Origin of the sequence: Euzebyella marina (genome assembly GCF_003687485.1) — a bacterium.
In the GTDB taxonomy this organism is placed as follows: domain Bacteria; phylum Bacteroidota; class Bacteroidia; order Flavobacteriales; family Flavobacteriaceae; genus Euzebyella; species Euzebyella marina.
Genome location: NZ_CP032050.1, coordinates 855,248 through 874,544, shown reverse-complemented (window position 1 = coordinate 874,544; position 19,297 = coordinate 855,248). Strand labels below are relative to the sequence as shown.

Annotated in this window: 12 protein-coding genes; 7 read left to right on the top strand and 5 right to left on the bottom strand. The window is 41.1% G+C overall.

Features of this window, described 5'->3' with window-relative positions; translation table 11 throughout:
- Positions 1–36: 36 nt before the first annotated feature.
- The 4 genes from D1013_RS03575 to D1013_RS03560 form a co-directional block, all read right to left on the bottom strand.
- Positions 37–1,425 (bottom strand): 3-keto-disaccharide hydrolase, encoded by a 1,389-nt coding sequence (locus tag D1013_RS03575; protein ID WP_121847578.1) that lies wholly within the window; start codon positions 1,423–1,425, stop codon positions 37–39.
- 156 nt (positions 1,426–1,581) lie between these two features.
- Positions 1,582–3,246, bottom strand: a complete 1,665-nt coding sequence (locus D1013_RS03570; RefSeq protein WP_121850583.1) for a RagB/SusD family nutrient uptake outer membrane protein — start codon at positions 3,244–3,246, stop codon at positions 1,582–1,584.
- A gap of 35 nt (positions 3,247–3,281) precedes the next feature.
- On the bottom strand, positions 3,282–6,419 hold the full coding sequence (locus tag D1013_RS03565; protein ID WP_121847577.1) for a SusC/RagA family TonB-linked outer membrane protein: 3,138 nt from the start codon (positions 6,417–6,419) through the stop codon (positions 3,282–3,284).
- Between the two features lie 590 nt (positions 6,420–7,009).
- Positions 7,010–7,594: a precorrin-2 dehydrogenase/sirohydrochlorin ferrochelatase family protein gene (locus tag D1013_RS03560; RefSeq protein WP_121847576.1), complete on the bottom strand. Its 585-nt coding sequence runs from the start codon at positions 7,592–7,594 to the stop codon at positions 7,010–7,012.
- Positions 7,595–7,817: 223 nt separating this feature from the next.
- On the opposite strand from D1013_RS03560, the gene D1013_RS03555 reads away from it, so the two are divergent.
- Entirely contained in the window at positions 7,818–9,431 is a 1,614-nt protein-coding gene (locus D1013_RS03555) for a carboxylesterase/lipase family protein (protein ID WP_121847575.1), read from the top strand.
- Between the two features lie 32 nt (positions 9,432–9,463).
- On the opposite strand, the gene D1013_RS03550 is transcribed toward D1013_RS03555, so the two are convergent.
- Positions 9,464–10,000 carry an RNA polymerase sigma-70 factor gene (locus tag D1013_RS03550; RefSeq protein ID WP_121847574.1) on the bottom strand — a complete coding sequence of 179 codons (537 nt, stop codon included), beginning with the start codon at positions 9,998–10,000 and terminating at the stop codon, positions 9,464–9,466.
- 183 nt (positions 10,001–10,183) lie between these two features.
- Between D1013_RS03550 and D1013_RS03545 the strand changes: the two genes are divergently transcribed.
- The 6 genes from D1013_RS03545 (at position 10,184) to D1013_RS03520 (ending at position 19,291) form a co-directional block, all read left to right on the top strand.
- On the top strand, positions 10,184–11,326 hold the full coding sequence (locus D1013_RS03545) for a FecR family protein (protein ID WP_121847573.1): 1,143 nt from the start codon (positions 10,184–10,186) through the stop codon (positions 11,324–11,326).
- 113 nt (positions 11,327–11,439) lie between these two features.
- On the top strand, positions 11,440–14,838 hold the full coding sequence (locus tag D1013_RS03540) for a TonB-dependent receptor (protein ID WP_205601270.1): 3,399 nt from the start codon (positions 11,440–11,442) through the stop codon (positions 14,836–14,838).
- Positions 14,839–14,854: 16 nt separating this feature from the next.
- On the top strand, positions 14,855–16,426 hold the full coding sequence (locus D1013_RS03535; protein WP_205601269.1) for a RagB/SusD family nutrient uptake outer membrane protein: 1,572 nt from the start codon (positions 14,855–14,857) through the stop codon (positions 16,424–16,426).
- Between the two features lie 6 nt (positions 16,427–16,432).
- The gene (locus D1013_RS03530; RefSeq protein ID WP_121847571.1) at positions 16,433–17,737 is read left to right on the top strand and encodes a Gfo/Idh/MocA family protein; all 1,305 of its coding nucleotides are present in this window, start codon (positions 16,433–16,435) and stop codon (positions 17,735–17,737) included.
- Between the two features lie 149 nt (positions 17,738–17,886).
- The gene (locus D1013_RS03525) at positions 17,887–18,657 is read left to right on the top strand and encodes a 3-keto-disaccharide hydrolase (RefSeq protein WP_121847570.1); all 771 of its coding nucleotides are present in this window, start codon (positions 17,887–17,889) and stop codon (positions 18,655–18,657) included.
- A gap of 19 nt (positions 18,658–18,676) precedes the next feature.
- Positions 18,677–19,291: a 3-keto-disaccharide hydrolase gene (locus D1013_RS03520; protein ID WP_121847569.1), complete on the top strand. Its 615-nt coding sequence runs from the start codon at positions 18,677–18,679 to the stop codon at positions 19,289–19,291.
- Positions 19,292–19,297: the final 6 nt, after the last annotated feature.

Here is a 19,297-nt window from a genome sequence, read left to right as displayed (position 1 = left end):
AACCGGTATGGTTTGACCACAACCAGAAAGCAAAGTTTATTTACTCAAGTCTTTAATTTTGATGTTTTTGAACGACACCAAGTCACCATGGTCTTGTAACAAAATGTGCCCTTTGTCAGCCTCACCAAAATTGGGCCATTTTTCATACTTGCTTTCAGCGACTAATTTTCGGTAGTCAGCACTTTTACGCTCGTATTCCAATACTTTAATTCCGTTTAATCTGTGTTCAACATGATTATCTTTAGAAATGATGTGGGCAGTATTCCATTCTCCAATTGGGTTGATTGGCTTGTTTTCATCAGCAGTAATCAAATCATAAAGAGAAGAAACCGTGCGATTACCGTCCCTACCCATTTTTGCATCAGGATGCTTATCGTCGTCTAAAATCTGATATTCCAATCCGATAGAAGAACCAGGACCTTTATTGATATCGGTATTGACATAATATTTAATACCGCTATTGGCACCCTCGGTAAGTTTAAAATCTACCTTCAGCTCAAAATCACCATATAGCTCTTTGGTGACAATATCACCCCCAGCAGCAGATTCGGCGCCACCCGAAGAAAGTACGCTTAAGACACCGTCTTCAATCTTCCACCCCTTATCAGGGAATTCATCCAATCTTGCACCACGCCAACCATTGGTTGTCTTACCATCCCAAAGCATTTCCCAACCACCTTCTTTTTCCGATTTGGTCAAGTTATTTTTCGTAATAATGGGCTCTACTGGGTGCGGTCTATTATATTTTGAAAGACTATCGGTCAAAATCTTAATATTTCTCCACATTATTTCAGTACCCTCTTTACTTTCCTTCCGAATACTGTGCACCTGTAATCCGATAAAGCCGCTAGCAGTTTTATCATCAATTAAGTTTGCGGCTGGCACGCCGTTGATCCAAGTCTGCAAAGTGTCACCTATTGCCTCGATACGATAATGATTCCAATCGTTCTGTTTAAAGGCCTTTTGTGCTTCAGGGTTATCGGTCATTGGGTTGAGCCAACCTCTTCTGGCCTCATCATAGATTCCGGCACTCCAAGCCCTTTCTGAAGGGTCGATTTCAATCTGGTACCCATGAACTCTACCGTTCATGTAATTCGGATAGCTATTACTTCTTATTTGGATACCAGAATTCATTGTAGAATCTACTTTATAATCAAGTTCCAAAATAAAATCCCCATACATTTTGTCTGAAGTCATGAAAGAATTAGGGGTATCATGAACCGTACTACCTACAATGATTCCGTCACGAACTTCATAGTTTGCTTTTCCTCCTTTCTGGCTCCAACCATTGAAGGTTTTCCCATCAAAAATCTCAACCCATGGAGTGTCATCTTTAGCCGTTTCACCACATGAACCTAAAAGAATTAATGCTGTAAGTGCCAAGCCATTCACAATTTTTGCTCTGCTTGATTTAATTATATTCATTTTTTTAATATGTATTTTGGATTTTGCTTCAAGATATGAATTTTTATATAGCTTTTTGCCGCTATACCTTTTTTAAGAAAAATGTGTGAAATACAACGTTAGCAACTAAAAAGCCAGCGTAAAAACGCTGGCTTTTGACTAACTCAAACAACATAATTATTGGGGATACCCAGGATTCTGAGGATATCCTCCCAATGTTCTATCAATCTGGTCTTGAGGAATAGGCCTAACCGTATGATAATCTTGAATATTGGCCGCCCCTTGAGGGTTATACGCTTTAACTCTATCGACCAATGTACCGGTTCTTGTAAGATCCCACCATCTATAACCTTCACCAGCTAGTTCACGTGCCCTTTCATCTAAAAGAAAATCAAGGTCAACATCGCCAGCGGCAACTTGAAGCGCTGCTTCTTGGCCCGGCCAAGCAGCCCTTGTGCGAATAACGTTGATATCGGCTGCGGCTCCAGAGGCGTTGTTTTGTTGCAACCTAGCTTCCGCGCGCAGCAAATAGGCATCACCTAATCTCATAAGGATAAAGTCTCTTTGACCGTTCACCTTTTGCCTGTCAGGTCTCGTGTCGTCAATCCATTTGTTCATTGGCGGAAACAACCTTTCAGAATACTCATCATCTGTAATCACCATATAAGGTACTTGATCCTGTCTCGATTGTGGCCAAAGTTCATTTCGCATTGGCCCAGGAATAAATATAGCGGTGTCGCCAACAGCTAAAGGTGCTCTTGCCGGTTCATCTCCTACCGCGTCGGTGGCTGGCTCTTCTTTGTTGGCATAGAAAACATGTTTAAAAGACTTGTCATATCTTGAATCAATATCCCTATCCCACAAAGACAACATAAACTCTGTTGGACGGTGCCTTTTCCATGGCCTACCATTGGCAATATCCCTAGTCATACCCCTACGTACATCATACTCCATTAAAAAATAAAGGTGCCACCTATGACCGTAAGGATCTATATCACTATCAACCTGCGCTTTTGAATTCGGTACCGCGAAAACAACTTCACTGTTTTCTTGGTTAGCTATATCCCATAAGGATGCATAATCATCTAAAAGAGAAAAACCGTAGTTGTTTATAACATTGCCGAATAGGGTTTCTGCCCTTGCTGCATCGTTACCTTCTGCAAAACCGGTGTAACTTCTGGTAAGTAACACTTTTGCTAACAAAAACTCTGCTGCGGGTTTGGTCGCCCTACCATAATCACCATTAAAAGGCTCTTCTCCTAAATTGGCAATCGCAAACTCTAAATCTGGTATTATAGCCTGTGCGTAGATTTCAGATTGAGAAGTTTTATTGGCTTCAACCTCAATATCTGTGGTTTCCTCTAAACTTATGTGCGCATCACCGTAAGTGGTCACAATATTAAAGTAATAAAGAGCCCTAAGAAATCGAACTTCGGCCAAAAGAGTTGTTTTCTCACCCTCATCCATCTCAACATCAGCTGACCGATTAATCACACCATTGGCCTGATTGACACCTCGATACCAAGTATTCCATGCGTCGCGAATATAAGAGGAAGCCGAGTTCAAACTGGTATCATAAAAATTAAAGTATTTATGACCCCCGTCAGCACCGTTGGTCCAGATGTCTGTACCGAAAGTGGTCATGGCGGCACCCATCTCTTGACCGTAAAACGGTTTCAAAAGACCATAAGTAGCGGTAACCGCATCTTTAAGACCATCTTCAGTTGTATAATACGAGGCAGCGGATACGTCTGTCACCAACTCCTCTTCAAGATAGTCCTCACACGCACTGATTACAAAGCCAAAAGCTAGTAACCAAACTGTATATATTGTTCTTTTCATAATATCTATATTATTTTTTTTTATGGTCTCCATGATTAGAATGTAGCACTTAAGGTTAAAGAGTACATCTTATTACTTGGAATAATACCAGACCCCAAAGAACTTGCTCCGTTGGCTTCACCTGGAGGATCAACTCTAAATGGGCCTGCATTATCGTCGGACTCTCCGACCTCTGGATCAAATGTTTCATAATCGGTGATGAACCACAGATTCTGTCCTGATAATGTAAATTTCAAGCTATCCATACCCAATTTATCGGTAACCGAATTTGGCAAAGCGTATGAAAGCGATATATTTCTTAGTTTGATGAAACTACCATCAAAATAAGTCAAGGTTGAACCGTTTCTCGGACTTTCTTGGTTTTCGTTCGGTCTTGGATTGGCATTTGTAGGATTGTCAATAGTCCAATAGTCCACATCAAGATTATTATATCTTGCGAATAGTGAATTGTTCCCTGCATGGAATCCCGATTGAATTGTTTGCCCCTGACGGAAATAGAAGAACAATCCAAGTTCAAGCCCTTTGTACGAAAATCTATTGGTCAAACCACCATAATAGTCTGGGGTATCAGTACCTAGTATCTTTCGGTCATCAGGATCAATGACACCATTATTATTTGTGTCTCTTAATTTTATTTCACCTGGCACCTTCTGCTCCATTGAATTGGCCAAATCGACTTCGTTCGATTGATAAATACCTATCTTTTCGTAGTCATAAAAAACTTGAATAGGCTCACCGATAAACCAAGAGTTACCCACATCATCGATAGGATTACCATTTTCATCCTTCAAGGCCAACTCGGTGATTTGTTCACGATAACCGGCTATATTAAAGTCTAATTTCCATGAAAAAGCGTCCGGGTTATCGAAAATCTTAGTGCTGACCGCAAATTCAAGACCTTGGGTACGTGTAGAACCTATATTCTGCAAAATGCTACCATAACCTGATGTAGGTGGTAAGCTCCTATTTAAAAGAATATCTACAGTATTTGTTCTAAACCAATCCACAGTACCGCTTACGCGACCATTGAACAAACCAAAATCAAGACCAACGTCGACCGTTTTTGAAACTTCCCAGCCCAAGTTGGTATTCGGTATTTCAGAGAGGCCAAAGCCAAGAACACCATCTTCACCCCAAGCATATGGTATAGAACCCAATCTTCCTGCTGTTTGATAAGGGTTAACCGAGGTATTTCCAACTTCACCGTAAGAGGCCCTTAACATCAATTGTGATACCGAAGTATCGGCCAAGAACTGCTCTTCTGACATACGCCATCCAATGGAGGCGCCAGGAAAGTAATTCCATTTATTTCCTTCGGCCAACCTTGAAGACCCATCAGCCCTTAACGAAGCTTGAAATAGGTATTTACCTCCAATATCATAATTCAACCTCCCCATAAATGAAGCCAAGGTCCATTCGGTTAATCTTGAGGCTACATTTCTGTTGGCTGCAGAACCTAGATTAAAAAATTTCTGGGACTCATAAGGTATACCAGTGGTCGAAGCCTGAGCTATTTCTGTACGTGAACTTTGAACACTCTGAAGAAGTGTTACTTTAAGATTTTGATCACTAAACACCTCTTTATCAAAAGTCAATAAGTTCTCTATTGTATAGGCAAAGTTGTCTGAGTGAGTGATAGCCGCATCTCCAGGACCTCCACGATTGTCGTTCGTCAAGCTGCCTCTAAATTCACCTCGTCTACCTAAACGAATATCAGGCCCAAAAAGAGTTTTCCATTGAAGCCCTTCGGTAATGTTTATATCTAATGAGATGGGAGCAAAAATACGGGTCCATTTTCTCTCATCAACAAATGCACCATCAACCAATTCGTTTAAAGGGTTTGTTCGAATACCGTCATTGGTAGGTAAAAATCGCAACTCACCATTTTCATCAAATGGCACACCTAAAGGGTTGTTTGCCAAGGCTTCACCCATTGTTGCATTAGAACCCCAGTTCTGAATAGAGTGTGCAATAAGAAACGACGCCCCGATTTTGAAAGTATCATTGATACGATGATCAACATTCAACCTTCCTGAGAAACGCTCATAGTCCATATTACTAATAATACCCTGCTCTTTGAAATACCCTATAGAAGAGTTGAAAGTTGTATTCTCTGAACCTCCACTAACTCCTAATTGGTGATTGGTCTGATAACCTGATCCAAGTACCAAATCTAAATAGTCGGTCGACCGCCCTTGATCCAATGATTCTAATTCAATAGGATCGAAGAAAACGTCTGTATCAGCTGGGATGGTACCATCCCAAGAAGAGCGTCGGGCCTCCCTTTTCATAGCCGCATACTCCGGACCATTCATCATATCCACAAGGCGTGATGCCGAAGTTATACCATATTGGCTACTATATCTTACCTGTGTTTCACCGACCTTTCCACGGTTGGTAGTCACCAATATAACACCGTTAGCACCTCTTGACCCATAAACGGCCGTAGCTGCGGCATCTTTCAAGACTTGCATAGAAGCAATGTCTTGTGGGTTAATATCAGACATTGATTCAGAGCCATCGATCAATGGAATTCCATCAACTACATATAAAGGATCGTTAGAAGCCGTTACCGATCTTCTACCCCTAATACGTACAGTAGAAGTTTGACCTGGGCGACCGCCCCCGGCCTGAATATCAACCCCTGAAATCTGTCCCTTAACCGCATCTATTGTACTTGAAGTTTGCACAATACCAATTTGCTCGGCATCTACGGATGCAATTGCAGCGGTTACTTCACCCTTCTTTTGGGTACCATAACCTACCACCACCACTTCATCTAAGAGTGCCGAATCTTCTTCAAGGGTTATACTTAAAGTAGATCGATTGTTAATTGAAATTTGTGCTGTTTTGTAGCCAATATAGCTTACGCCCAAAACAGCGTTACCTTCTGCTTGAATGGAGAAATTACCATCAAAGTCAGTCGTTGTACCCCTAGTGGTTCCTCTGACCACCACACTTGCCCCGGCCAAGGGAACCCCATTCTCATCAGTTACCGTACCTGAAACGGTTGATTGAAAAGGAACATCAAAAGCATGGATACGATCAGCAACGATAATTTCGTTGGCATGACCTAAGGTAGGTACAACAAGTAAAATCATGAAGAATGCGCCCAAAAACTGTGATTTGAACACAACAGAGCCTGTACCTACAAATTTTGTAGTGTTTTTCATGTTGTAGTTAGTTAAAAATTGTTAGTTACTTAATAGTTTAAATCGAAATCAATCTAGCCCTTTTTGGGCATAAAATGTGTAGTTAGATAGTTCATTTCATAGTGTCAATTTTTGTAGTTGTTAGAATTAATTTTCTCTTGGTTGCCAAAACGGTGTACTTCCATATGACTATGTAATAATCAATAATTCTGCATACCGTCATAGACGAAAATAGGCTTACGTTTTGATTTAAGCAAATCAAAATATCATTTTTAAAGCCCCATTAGCACTGATTTAGCACTAATTTTACCTATAATTTTAATTATCAATAATTTTTTTACTAAAAAACCAAAATTGTTTGTTTTTAACGAAAATTGAGTTTCAACCATTTAGCCAAATCGGCATAACCTCTGTAAAAGCCCCATTTATCGGGCTTCTGAAAGACTTAAAAAGTTTTTTAAAAATCTTTGAAAGAGAAATAGGATAATTGGAAGCGCAATCGATTACTGCAATCGGTTACACAATTGCCAAAAAATTTAACAAAAATATTTTTTTTGTTTTTTTATCCTACAAAATAAAATAAACAGGAAAAGTACTACAGGGAGAGGGACTTATTGAGGATTACGCCTGACCAATCCCTTGGTAAATTCATTGAGAACCTCCACCTTTTTCTCAAAATCTCCTTTGATGGTTTTGCGATATTCATTTAAGTTCTGAACCAAATCATCAATATTATCAGGAAGAACGTCTTCAAAAAACTGACGGAGCCTCTTTGCCGTAGTTGGCGATTTTCCATTGGTAGATATAGCTATTTTGACGTTTCCTTTTGTTACTATACCTCCCATATAAAAATCGCAAAGGGGTGGATTGTCTGCCACATTGACCAAGAGACTTTTCTTCCTACAATCTTCATACACAGTAAGATTAACTTGAGGGTTATCGGTCGTTGCAATTACAATATGCTTATTTGCAAGATGCGAGTCATTGTACTCGTCTGTATACATGGTAACATTATTCTTACCGGCAAGGTCGATAGTATCCTTTCTAAACATAGGAGCAACCATTTCAACTTTGGCATTCGGACTTGACTTCAGGAGGAACGTCAACTTCTCCAGTGCCACATTACCGCCACCAACAATTAATATATTCAATTCGGATACCTTCAAAAATATTGGATACAGTTGGTTTCTTTCCATAATGATTGCATTTTCTTTCACCCCTCTAATTTACAACAGTTCGCCCGGCCCACCAACCAACAAAAAACTTCTATTGTCTCACTTTGTTACATTAATACTTTGAAATATGATAGATTTATATTTCTTTTGAAAAACAAACTCATAAATCGGTCAAATTATCAATTTAAACTATCTCTTTCTGCTAATACTTTAAAAGACTTTACTCAACTATAAAACCGCTATCATGAAAATCATCCACACAATCTTGCCAGTTGTCTTTTTGTTATTTTTTCAAATCAACAACGCACAAAAATTGGTAACTGGAAAAAACGTGGCCGTTACAAATACCGAATCAGGGAAAGTTAGGGGCTATATTCATGATGGAACATATATCTATAAAGGCATACCCTATGCCCAAGCCAATCGATTTGAAGCAGCTCAAAAAACAACACCTTGGGAAGGCGTAAGAAGTTCAACAACCTATGGCCCAGTGGCTCCACTCATGACCCCGACAACTGAAGTTACCGATGAACCCGAATTTGTATTTGATCACGATTGGGGTTATACAAGTGAAGACTGCCTTCGAGTTAATGTTTGGACCCCAAGTATTGACGACAACAAAAAAAGACCTGTTCTTTTCTGGATCCATGGAGGAGGATTCACAGCAGGCTCCAGTCAAGAGCTACCCTCTTATGACGGTGAAAATTTGAGTAAAAAAGGTGATGTCGTAGTAGTTTCAATCAACCATAGATTAAATGTTCTTGGCTTTTTAGATTTGTCTGCCTACGGAGACAAATACAAACATTCGGCCAATAACAGCATTCTTGACATGGTGGCGGCTTTAAATTGGGTAAAATCAAATATTGCCAATTTTGGCGGAGACCCTAATAATATTACAATTTTTGGCCAATCCGGAGGTGGTGCAAAAGTCAACACGCTGATGGCTATGCCGAAGGCTAAAGGTCTTTTTCACAAAGCCATCAACCAAAGTGGTTCGTTTAGAACCAACATTCTCGAAAAAGAAGATACCCAAGCCATCGGGGCCGAAGTTTTGTCATTACTTGGTATAGAACCTAACCAGGTAGACAGCATACAAAATGTACCCTTCGATAAACTAAGTGCAGCAAGTACCCAAGCACTAAAAAATGTAGCGGAAAAAATGAAGGCGGCAGGCAAACCCGTAATAGGCTTTGGTCTGAACTGGGGGCCTAGCAGAGATGGTGAAGATTTACCCTATCAATTATTCTCTAAAAAGGCTTTCGAACTATCGAAAGACATTCCGCTTCTTATCGGAACCACTAAAAATGAGTTCGCCCCTTTTGCGAACATGAGATTTATAGATGCTACCGACGAAGAGATATATGCTCATATCAAGAATGAATGGAAAGATAAGTCAGATGACTATATACAGGCAGTCAAAAAAGCCTATCCGAACGATACAGACACAAAAGACTTGCTAGATGTCGATACTATGTTCAGACCAGGGGCAGTTGTTCAGGCGAATGAAAAATCTTCACTACAAAACGGTGCTTCGGTATTCATGTATCTTTTCACTTGGCAATCACCTGTGTTTAATGGTAAATACAAATCGTTGCATTGTATGGAACTACCTTTTGTTTTTGACAATATTCAAAGGGCACAAAATATGACGGGGGGCGGTGAAGAAGCCCAAGTTCTTGCAACCAAAATGAGTCAGGCATGGATCAGTTTTGCTAAAACAGGCAATCCTAATCATGAAGGTTTGCCAACTTGGCCAGAATACAATAGTAAAAATACGGCTACCATGCATTTTGATACTTCTTGCGAGGTAAAACCGCAATTAGACAAAGAACTGTTCAGCTTGGTCGAGAACAAATAACGAACTATTCCGAAATAGCGGCTAGTTGTTATCTAGAATATTTCGAACATTACCAAACAGAAATAGAGCAAATCTGGGTTCGCTTCAGACCTAAGAAATCGATAGGCTCGCTTCATCTGAGTTTTAACCGTATTAACTGAAACTCCGTTGTTTTCGGCAATTTCAGAATACGACTGACCATATATGACGTAAGAGATAAAAATCTTTCTGCGACTTTCGGGTAGTCTGTCAATCAATTCTTGTATGCGTTTCTTATTGCCGATTTTTTGAGGTTTTTCTTCATCTACCTTTATGTTGGCCACCAATTGGTTTACCAAACTCTGTTCTTTTTTTACTTTCTGTACGTGCTGAAGACTTAGGTTCTTTATAGCCCTTACTGCGTAGGCCTTAAAGGAAACGGTAAATTGTACATTCTTTCTTCTTTCCCAATAAGAAATAAAGAAATCTTGAACGATATCTTTTGCGACATCTTTATCCTTTACAATAGATAAAGCCACCAAACATAAAAAAGCGTGATTGCTCTTAAAGAACAATTCTAACTCTTCTATGGTCAAAGGCGGCTTTTGCATGGTTGGTTGTTCAAAAAGCTACTTACACACTTAAATTTATTCAATCTTTTTCGCTTTTCTGCAATTCAATTATATAGAATTATACTCAGTTACGGAGAATTTTCAATCCTTTTTGTTAAAAAACAAATAATCTGTCACCCCAAATTAGAAAATAGGAAACATACAGGAAACAAACTTTGCAAAATGGCAAATATTGAGCAGTTCAAAAAAGTTCTTAAGCTCGTACAACAAACAGGTAGAATTGATCAAGAAGCTTTCAAGCATCTGACCAAAGAAGAAATAGAGTTAATCAAAGATTTGAACAGTTCTGGCCTTTTAGACGAGTCTATTGAATTGCTTGATGTAAATGGAACTGAAGACGAGTGGACTGTCATTAAAAACAAAATCAATCCGCATGTTCCAAAAGCGATACCTCTTTGGAAAACAGTGGTTCGCTATGCGGCCATCTTCGTAGGTCTGGCAATCTCTACATTATTTCTACTTGAAAGAAATGAAACAACATTTGAAACGGTGCAGCCCGATCCAGAAGCTATTACCCTTAGAACAGGAGAAAATGCTATTGAAGTTATCGAAGAGAAAGGAAATCAAAAAATAGTAGGCTCAAATGGCAAAGTCATTGCCAATCAAAAAGGCAATGTTTTAAGCTATAGTGCCGATTCAGAAATTGAAGAGCTCGTTTATAGCGAAGTTCAAATTCCATATGGAAAGATTTTCAACGTATTGCTCTCCGACGGAACATTGGTTCACTTGAACTCCGGAACAAAATTTAAGTACCCCATCAAATTTATCAAAGGCCAAAATAGAGAGGTTTTTATCGAAGGGGAAGCTTATTTTAAAGTAGCTAAAGACACTGAACACCCATTTATAGTAAATGCAGATGAAGTCGCAGTAAAGGTTTTGGGTACCGAATTCAACCTTTCATCCTACCCCGACGAAAAGAATATTACCACCGTGTTGGTCGAGGGATCCGTAAACATGACCAACACCTACACACCGGACCAAAGTACGATTTTAAAACCTGGACATAGAGCCCGATGGGGAAAGACCTACCATACGACCCTTCTTGACGAGGTCGATACCGAAACTTTTACTGGCTGGATCACCGGAGAAGTCGTCTTCCGCAATACCCCTTTCCATCTAATGGCAAAGAAGCTAGAAAGGCGCTACAATGTATCAATCGAGAACAGAAATAAATCACTCAACTCAAAAGTGCTAAATGCCAGTTTCAATGTTAATGTAGAAAGCATTGATGACATACTTCAATCTCTCAACCAACTTCAACCTTTCACGTATCACATCTCTAATAATAAAATAACCATTGAATAATGTCAACCCTTTAAAACTTTAATGCCTATGTAAGACCTCAGAAAAACCTCAGTTGTACCCAATCGAAAACTACTAACTAACGGAACAACATTTAACCAAATAATTACCCAACCATGAAAAAAAACCTTTCGAATAAGTTATTAACGTGGTGTAGGCGCAGAGGCGATTTGCGTCCCTTTCTGTTCACCTTAATAATTTCACTACTTGCCGTCATTAATTTGCAAGCTAGTACCTACAGCCAAAATACCGAGCTCTCACTAGATTTAGAAAATGTAAGTATCATAGACGTTTTCAAAGAGATTGAAGCCAATTCAGAATTTAGGTTCATGTATGAAAGTGGTCAAATCGACCTTCAGAAAAAAGTTTCCATACACGTTAAAAAGTTTAAAATAGATCCCATTTTACAAATACTCTTCGATGATACCAACATTACCTATAAAACGGTCAATCGACAAATCATCATCACCACCTTAGAAGAGACCAAAAACGATACTACAGAAAATGCTGTAGTCTCCGGAACCAATAAAAAAGAAGTACAACAAACTGTTTCGGGTGTCGTGTTAGATTCAGATGGAGTTCCTTTACCAGGTGCTAATATTTTAGAGAAGGGAACGACCAATGGTACTCAAACCGATTTTGATGGCAACTTCTCTATTAATGTTGGTAGTGATGCTACCTTGGTATTCTCATACATAGGTTTTTCAACCGCCGAGATAGAGGTCGGTGACCAGACAGAAATGACGGTAACCATGACCGAAAATGCCGCAAGTCTAGAAGAGGTGGTTCTCGTGGGTTACGGCACACAAAGCAGGGCCAAAGTTACCGGTGCCATTAGTACGGTTGATAGCGAGGGTTTGACCCAAAGACCTGTTACCAGTGCCGCCACAGCCTTACAAGGGCAGTCTCCCGGTCTGACTATTCAAAACAATGGTGGTTCACCAGGTGTTGAAGATGTGGGCATAAGAATTAGGGGTATCGGTACCCTGAACAATTCGAACCCGCTTGTTTTGATTGATGGTATCGAACAATCACTGAGCACCGTAGAAGCACAGAATATTGAATCAATTTCAATTCTTAAAGATGCGGCTTCTTCGGCCATTTATGGTTCACGCGCCGCCAATGGGGTTATCTTGGTAACTACCAAAAGAGGCGCCTCAGAAGGTACTATTCTAAACTATAATGCTTTTGTGGGGGTTCAAAATCCTAGTTTTTTTCCTGAAAAGGCAGATACCGAATCTTGGTTAAGATTGGAAAATGAAGCCCAGGTTAATGCCGGAGGAACGCCGACCTATTCTGAAGAATATATTCAAAATGCCGTAGCGGGAACCAACCCGTATGAATTTCCATGGGCCAATTGGGAAGATGGTATCTTCAACAAAAGTGCTTTAATGCAGCAACACTCCTTTTCAATTTCAAGTGGAAGCGATAAGGGTAGAATTTTTGCCTCTTTAAACTACAACGATTCAGATGGCATTCTTCAAAACTTCAATAACAAAAGAACCACGGCCCGTGTAAATGCCGATCTCTATGCCAACGATAAGTTGACTTTCAAAGTCGGACTTATGTACCGAAACGGCAATTTCTCCGGACCGGGACATGCCATCAATGGCTCAGGCGTTGCAGGGCAACAAATCGTTCAAGGTCTCTTACACATTAACCGTAATGTGGTCATGGCTTATCCCGATGGTACATACGACCTTGTATCGGGTTATTGGAACCCCCATGCCATGGCTAACGAAGGTGAAACTAGCAGAATTACCGATGATGTTTTTACCCAAGGAGGCTTTGAATACAACATCAACGAAAACTTCTCTCTAGAAGGTAATGTCACTTACAAATTGACGAATCAAAACACTTCAAGGTTCATGAACAGCCTTGCGGGTATGAGAAACTATGTAACTGGTGAGCCTGTGGCCGTCTCAGGTTGGTTCGCGACCAATGAACTTACCGAAACCGAAAACACCACCAGAGAACTGAGCCAGAGACTATATTTAAATTATGATAAAACCTTTGGCAGCCATTCTTTCGACGCACTGGTTGGGTACGAAGAAATTTACAACAAGTTCAAAAATGTTGCGGCAAGTCGACAAAACTTCTTCAATAATGACCTGCGCGATTTAAATGCGGGGGCGGTAGATAATCAAAACATCAGTGGTTATAATCAAGATTGGAGGCTACGATCGTTCTTCGGTAGGCTGAACTATTCTTTTGATGACAGGTACCTGATTCAGGGTAATATTAGATACGACGGATCATCACGCTTTGGCGATGGTAACCGATGGGGGGTTTTCCCATCAGTATCGGCCGGGTGGAATATAACCAACGAAGCTTTTATGGAAGATCTTATTGAAGATTCTTTCGTCAATAACATTAAACTTAGAGCCTCTTGGGGGCAGTTAGGAAATCAGAACATAGGTCTCAATCGTTTTAGAAGCACCTACGACCTTGATCAAGGTTATCAATTTGGTGGCAACGTAGTTTCGGGTTCTGCCATAGTTCAAGCAGGAAACCCAGACATCACTTGGGAAACCTCCACCATGACCAACATCGGTGTAGACGCCACTTTCTTGAACAATAGAATTTCATTGGTTGCAGAATATTTCTGGAAATATACCGATGACATTCTTTTAGACCTTCCTATCTCTACCACCATCGGTGTAAACCCTCCGGTTCAAAATGCCGCCGCTGTTTCGAATAACGGATATGAAATTGGCATCAATTACCAAGGTGCGTATAGACCAGACGACGAGTTTAATTACTCGATTGGGTTCAATTTTACCGATGTCATTAACAAAATTGAAGATCTGAACGGCGCAGGGCCTTTCTTTCCCGACAACTTCTCTATTTGGACGGAAGGTCACTCCATCAACTCTTTAAGAGGTCTTACCTCTCCTGGTCTGTATAGAACCGATGAAGATTTGGCCAACTATCCTGCCACCATTCACCCTAGTGTAGGTATTGGTGATATTATTTATGAGGATGTAAATGGTGACGGACAAATAACCCAATCAATCGCACCCGGTGGTGACCAAGTCATTATCGGTAATGAAGACCCTCGATATGAATTCGGTCTTAGGTTCGACGCTTCCTACAAAGGGTTTGATTTTTCAATGTTTTGGCAAGGTGTTCTTAAAAAGCAACATCTATTGGACGGGGCCATTCCCGAGGGGCCAGCCTTCCAAAATTTCATCCATAAAGAAATGGCCGAAAGATCGTACCATCCTGAAAGAAACCCTAATGGCGACTGGCCTTTGGTAACTGCAGGTAACTCATGGAACATCGTCAAATCAGACTTTTGGCTGATCGATAGCAAATATGCACGATTGAAAAACTTTCAATTGGGCTACACCTTCAAACAGGATATATTTTCAAAGTTAAGGCTCTACGTTTCGGGCGAAAACATGTTGACCATTACGGCTCAAAAATTATTTGACCCGGAGACTCCTAGAGGTAGAAGTCAATTCTTCCCCCATACCAAAACAATGAGTGTTGGCCTAAATGTAATGTTTTAAGAAAATGAAGATTATTATGAAAAAAGTATATATAACTAAAGTATTGGTTTTATCGGCCATATCGCTATTCTTCGGCTGTGCCGATGGGTTAGACGAGGGCCTTGATTTAGAACCAACAGGTGCAGTATCCGAAACAGTTTATTGGTCTTCGGAAAGAGACGCCATTTTAGCGGTGAATGCCATTTACAATGAACTGGATGGCACCCAGTCAGTAATTGAGCTTGACGGTATTACAGACATAGGTTTTAGATCTGCTTCTAACGTACCGACATTTAACGATGTGCGCTTAGGAGAAATTGACCCCTCAAATGCTACCATAACCGCTATTTGGGAAAGATACTATCGAGGCATTGGTAAAGCTAACGGCGTACTTGCCAATATTGATCGTGTTGAAGATGGTAATGCAGCAACGATGGCCCGACTAACTGCCGAAGCCCGTTTTTTACGTGCCTATTATTACATGCAGCTGGCAAGCCTTTGGTGCAATGTGCCTCTGATCTTAGAGCCCTTAGATGTAAATGACCAACGGCCTACCAATTCGAAAGAAGAGATCGTAGACTTTGTCATCTCAGAGTTAGATGCCATAATCAATAGCGAGGCATTGCCCCAAAGTTACAACGCTGACAACGTCGGTCGTGTCACCCATGGGGCGGCGTTGGCCACCAAAGCTAGGGTCGCCATTCGCAACAATAGATATGAACTGGCCCGCGACGCTTCTTTGGCGGTTATGAATCTTGGCATCTACAGCCTTTATCCTGACTATCAAGAACTTTTCCAAGCGGCAGGCCAAAATTCAACAGAGGTTATCTTTGATAGACAATACGCAGTAGGTGGCAATACCTATAACAATTTCGGCTATTCTGCCGCTTCCATCGGCGGAAACTCCACCGTAGAACCGATGATGGAACTCTTTGAGAAGTATGAATACATCGGCCCGGTCAATCCTGACGACCCCTATGAAAACAAAGATCCAAGGTGGGACTATAATGTATATTACACCGGTCAGCCCATCGGTAACAACACCTATAATTCATGGCCCAATAGTAGTACTCCTGACCGCGTAAGCGGCAGCGAATGGGCAACACTTTACGGGTATAACCTAAAAAAATGGGTCGACTATGAAACCTTTGTCGAAAATCCGAGTCTAGGAGATGTAAACATGATCTTGATCAGATATGCCGACGTGTTGCTCATGTACGCAGAAGCAAAAACCGAGCTCAATGAAATAGACGCTTCGGTTTACGATGCTATCAACGATATCAGACAAAGACCAACAGTTGAAATGCCCGAAATAACCGAAGGAAAGACCCAAGCAGAACTGAGGGAAATTATAAGGGACGAAAGGGTTAAAGAACTGGCCTTTGAGGGGCTACGCCTTTTCGATCTGAACAGATGGCAGTTGGGTGAAGAAAAAGTCGGTCTATTAGAAGGCATGTATTACATAAATGAAAGTTCTGGAGAATGGGAAGTAATGAATTACGGCCAAGTTGCCCGATTTAACCCTGATAGGGATTATTGCTGGCCTGTTCCTCAAAAAGAAATGGATATCAACGATGTAATCACCCAAAATCCGGGTTATACAAACTAAATAGTCATGGGAGAAAAAAAGTTCAATCAAGAAAAGACTCGGCGAGAGTTCATTAAAAATGCAGGTGCTGCGGCCATCTTTAGTGCAGGATCCTTTAATCTGCCTATCGGTTTTGCAAAACCTTTGTCATCAAAGGCCCAAACCCAATTGAAGGTAGGTCTAGTCGGCTGTGGAGGCCGTGGTACCGGTGCTGCGGCACAAGCTCTGCAGGCAGATTCAAATGTGGTACTCTGGGCTATGGCCGATGTCTTCGAAGATAGATTGACAAGTTCTCTCAAACTATTGAAAGAAACACATGACCAGCGTGTACAAGTGGCCAAAAGCAGACAATTCGTAGGTTTTGATGCCTACCAAGATCTGATTGAATCCGGAGTCGACGTCGTATTATTAGCGAGTCCTCCGGGTTTTAGGCCCAAACATCTTTCAGCAGCTATCGATGCCAACAAACATGTTTTTTATGAAAAGCCTGTAGCGGTCGATGCACCCGGAGTAAGAAAGGTTTTGGAAGCTGCCAAGATGGCCAAAGAGAAGAATCTTTCGATGGTCTCTGGCTTCTGCTTTCGCTATGACCTACAAAAAAAGGCACTTTATCAAAAAGTACTCGATGGAGCCATAGGGGACATCAGGTCTATAGCCTCTACCCGTAATGGTGGCGAACTTTGGTTCAAAGACCGAAAACCAGAATGGACGGATACTGAATATCAAGTACGCAATTGGTATTACCAGAATTGGCTTTCAGGTGATTTTATAGTTGAAATGTTCGTTCACAGCCTAGATATGATAGCCTGGGCAATGGGAGAGAAAATGCCTGCCTCAGCCACAGCTACAGGCGGTAGGCAATGGCGTACCGATAAAAAGTATGGTAACATCTTCGATCACTTTGCTATTGAGTTCAATTACGACAATGGTGTCAAGGGGTACTGTTTCACAAGACAGCAAGAAGGTGGCTCTACAAAGAACGCTGTGGAAATCAACGGCTCGCTGGGCAATGCCTATTATGAGGGAACCCGACATGAGATAACCGGTAAAAACCCTTGGAAATACGATGGGGAAGTGAATGACATGTACCAGTCTGAACATGATGCCCTATTCAAATCGATACGTGAAGAGGCGGGTATTAACGATGGTGAGCTTAGTGCCAATAGTTCCCTAATGGGAATCATGGGCCGAATGGCCGCCTATACCGGCCAAACCATTACCTGGAACGATGCCCTGAACTCTACCGAGATACTAGGGCCTGAGTCTTATGACTGGGATATCAAGTTTGAAGGCCCTGAAATAGCCATACCCGGAAAGACAAAATTCAAATAAGAATAAATTGTTGTAGTGAAGTAGTTAGTTCATTTAGGGAAGTACTCAAAGCTTGGTTAGTTCTTTGAGATCCTATACCAAACCATAGGTTGGCTTACCACCTTCTTCCCTAAATGTTTAACCCAGATTTGCCACCTAAAACGATCCAAATGAAATCAACAGCAACCTTGGCCAAAAGTTGGGCCATTGCACTTTACGCCCTAATAATCACAAAAGTTGAAGCGCAAAACGAGAACTTTGGGTTTGAGTTCGGCACGGTAACCACAATGGACAACCTCTATTCCGAGACCCCATCCGGACTGGGTTCAATCAAATGGGTTAACGTAAATACCGAGAAGAACACGTGGTCTGTTGATAAAAACGGCATATTGGTTTGTCAAGGTTTGCCAATTGGTGTGGTTCGTTCAAGCAAACAATACGAGAACTTTATCTTACATGTAGAATGGAGGCACATGGAGCCCGGTGGAAATTCAGGAATCTTTGCCTGGAGCAATGCCAACCCCGAAGAAGGCAAGAACCTACCTGACGGACTTGAAATTCAAATGCTTGAACTTGATTGGGTCAACCTCAACACGCGCAATGGCGAAAAACCGGCCATAGCTTATGTTCATGGTGAACTTTTTGGTGTCGGTGGCGTGACCACGATACCTGACAACCCTAGGGGCGAAAGAAGCAAATCAATAGAAAACAGGGCTAAAGGAAAAGGCATCTGGAATACCTACGATGTAGTTTGTGTAGATGGTGTCGCCAAACTTTCGGTCAATGGCAAGTTTGTAAACGGTATCGCCAAAGTTTCCCAAAAGAAGGGTTATCTCTGTTTAGAGTCGGAAGGGGCAGAAATTCAGTTTCGAAATCTAAGGGTTACCGAGCTACCCCCAAGCGTTACCTCATCAAATCAGATAGCACCCCTTCTCGATTAATCAAAAACCAAAAATTAAAATGAAAAAATTATTTTTTATAGCAATACTGGCCATGAGTTCCATTAACACTCATGCCCAGAAAGAAAAGTCTATTTTTAACGGAAAAGACCTATCAGGTTGGACCAAACACGGTACCGAATACTGGTATGTTGACGATGGTGAATTGATTTGTGAAAGTGGCCCGGAAGAAAAATACGGGTATTTATCGACCAACAAGCCCTACAAAAATTTTATCTTGAATCTCGATTTCAAGCTAGAGGCCAATGGCAACAGTGGTATATTCATTCGTTCGCATGTGGGCGGCAATGACGGCACCACTATTTCAGGATGGCAAGTTGAAGTAGCCCCTCCTGATCTTCATACCGGTGGTATTTATGAATCTACACCGGGCGGAAGGGGTTGGATCATAAAGCCCGACCCGAAAGATGAAAAAAACCTCAACCCCACCGACTGGAACCATATGCGAATAGAAGCCAAAGGAGATATGGTCACCAGTTGGTTGAACGGCAAGAAAATGGTAGAACTTGAAGATACCAAAATCGGGGAAGGCAGAGGGTCTGTTGCACTACAAATTCATAGTGGAGGAGGCATAAAAGTGCGTTGGAAGAATATTAAAATACAAGAATTAGATTAAACACAT

Excerpts from the sequence above, each read along its gene's own strand:
- D1013_RS03575 (WP_121847578.1), bottom strand. The coding sequence starts at position 1,425 with ATGAATATAATTAAATCAAGCAGAGCAAAAATTGTGAATGGCTTGGCA.
- D1013_RS03570 (WP_121850583.1), bottom strand. The coding sequence starts at position 3,246 with ATGAAAAGAACAATATATACAGTTTGGTTACTAGCTTTTGGCTTTGTA.
- D1013_RS03565 (WP_121847577.1), bottom strand. The coding sequence starts at position 6,419 with ATGAAAAACACTACAAAATTTGTAGGTACAGGCTCTGTTGTGTTCAAA.
- D1013_RS03560 (WP_121847576.1), bottom strand. The coding sequence starts at position 7,594 with ATGGAAAGAAACCAACTGTATCCAATATTTTTGAAGGTATCCGAATTG.
- D1013_RS03555 (WP_121847575.1), top strand. The coding sequence starts at position 7,818 with ATGAAAATCATCCACACAATCTTGCCAGTTGTCTTTTTGTTATTTTTT.
- D1013_RS03550 (WP_121847574.1), bottom strand. The coding sequence starts at position 10,000 with ATGCAAAAGCCGCCTTTGACCATAGAAGAGTTAGAATTGTTCTTTAAG.
- D1013_RS03545 (WP_121847573.1), top strand. The coding sequence starts at position 10,184 with ATGGCAAATATTGAGCAGTTCAAAAAAGTTCTTAAGCTCGTACAACAA.
- D1013_RS03540 (WP_205601270.1), top strand. The coding sequence starts at position 11,440 with ATGAAAAAAAACCTTTCGAATAAGTTATTAACGTGGTGTAGGCGCAGA.
- D1013_RS03535 (WP_205601269.1), top strand. The coding sequence starts at position 14,855 with ATGAAAAAAGTATATATAACTAAAGTATTGGTTTTATCGGCCATATCG.
- D1013_RS03530 (WP_121847571.1), top strand. The coding sequence starts at position 16,433 with ATGGGAGAAAAAAAGTTCAATCAAGAAAAGACTCGGCGAGAGTTCATT.
- D1013_RS03525 (WP_121847570.1), top strand. The coding sequence starts at position 17,887 with ATGAAATCAACAGCAACCTTGGCCAAAAGTTGGGCCATTGCACTTTAC.
- D1013_RS03520 (WP_121847569.1), top strand. The coding sequence starts at position 18,677 with ATGAAAAAATTATTTTTTATAGCAATACTGGCCATGAGTTCCATTAAC.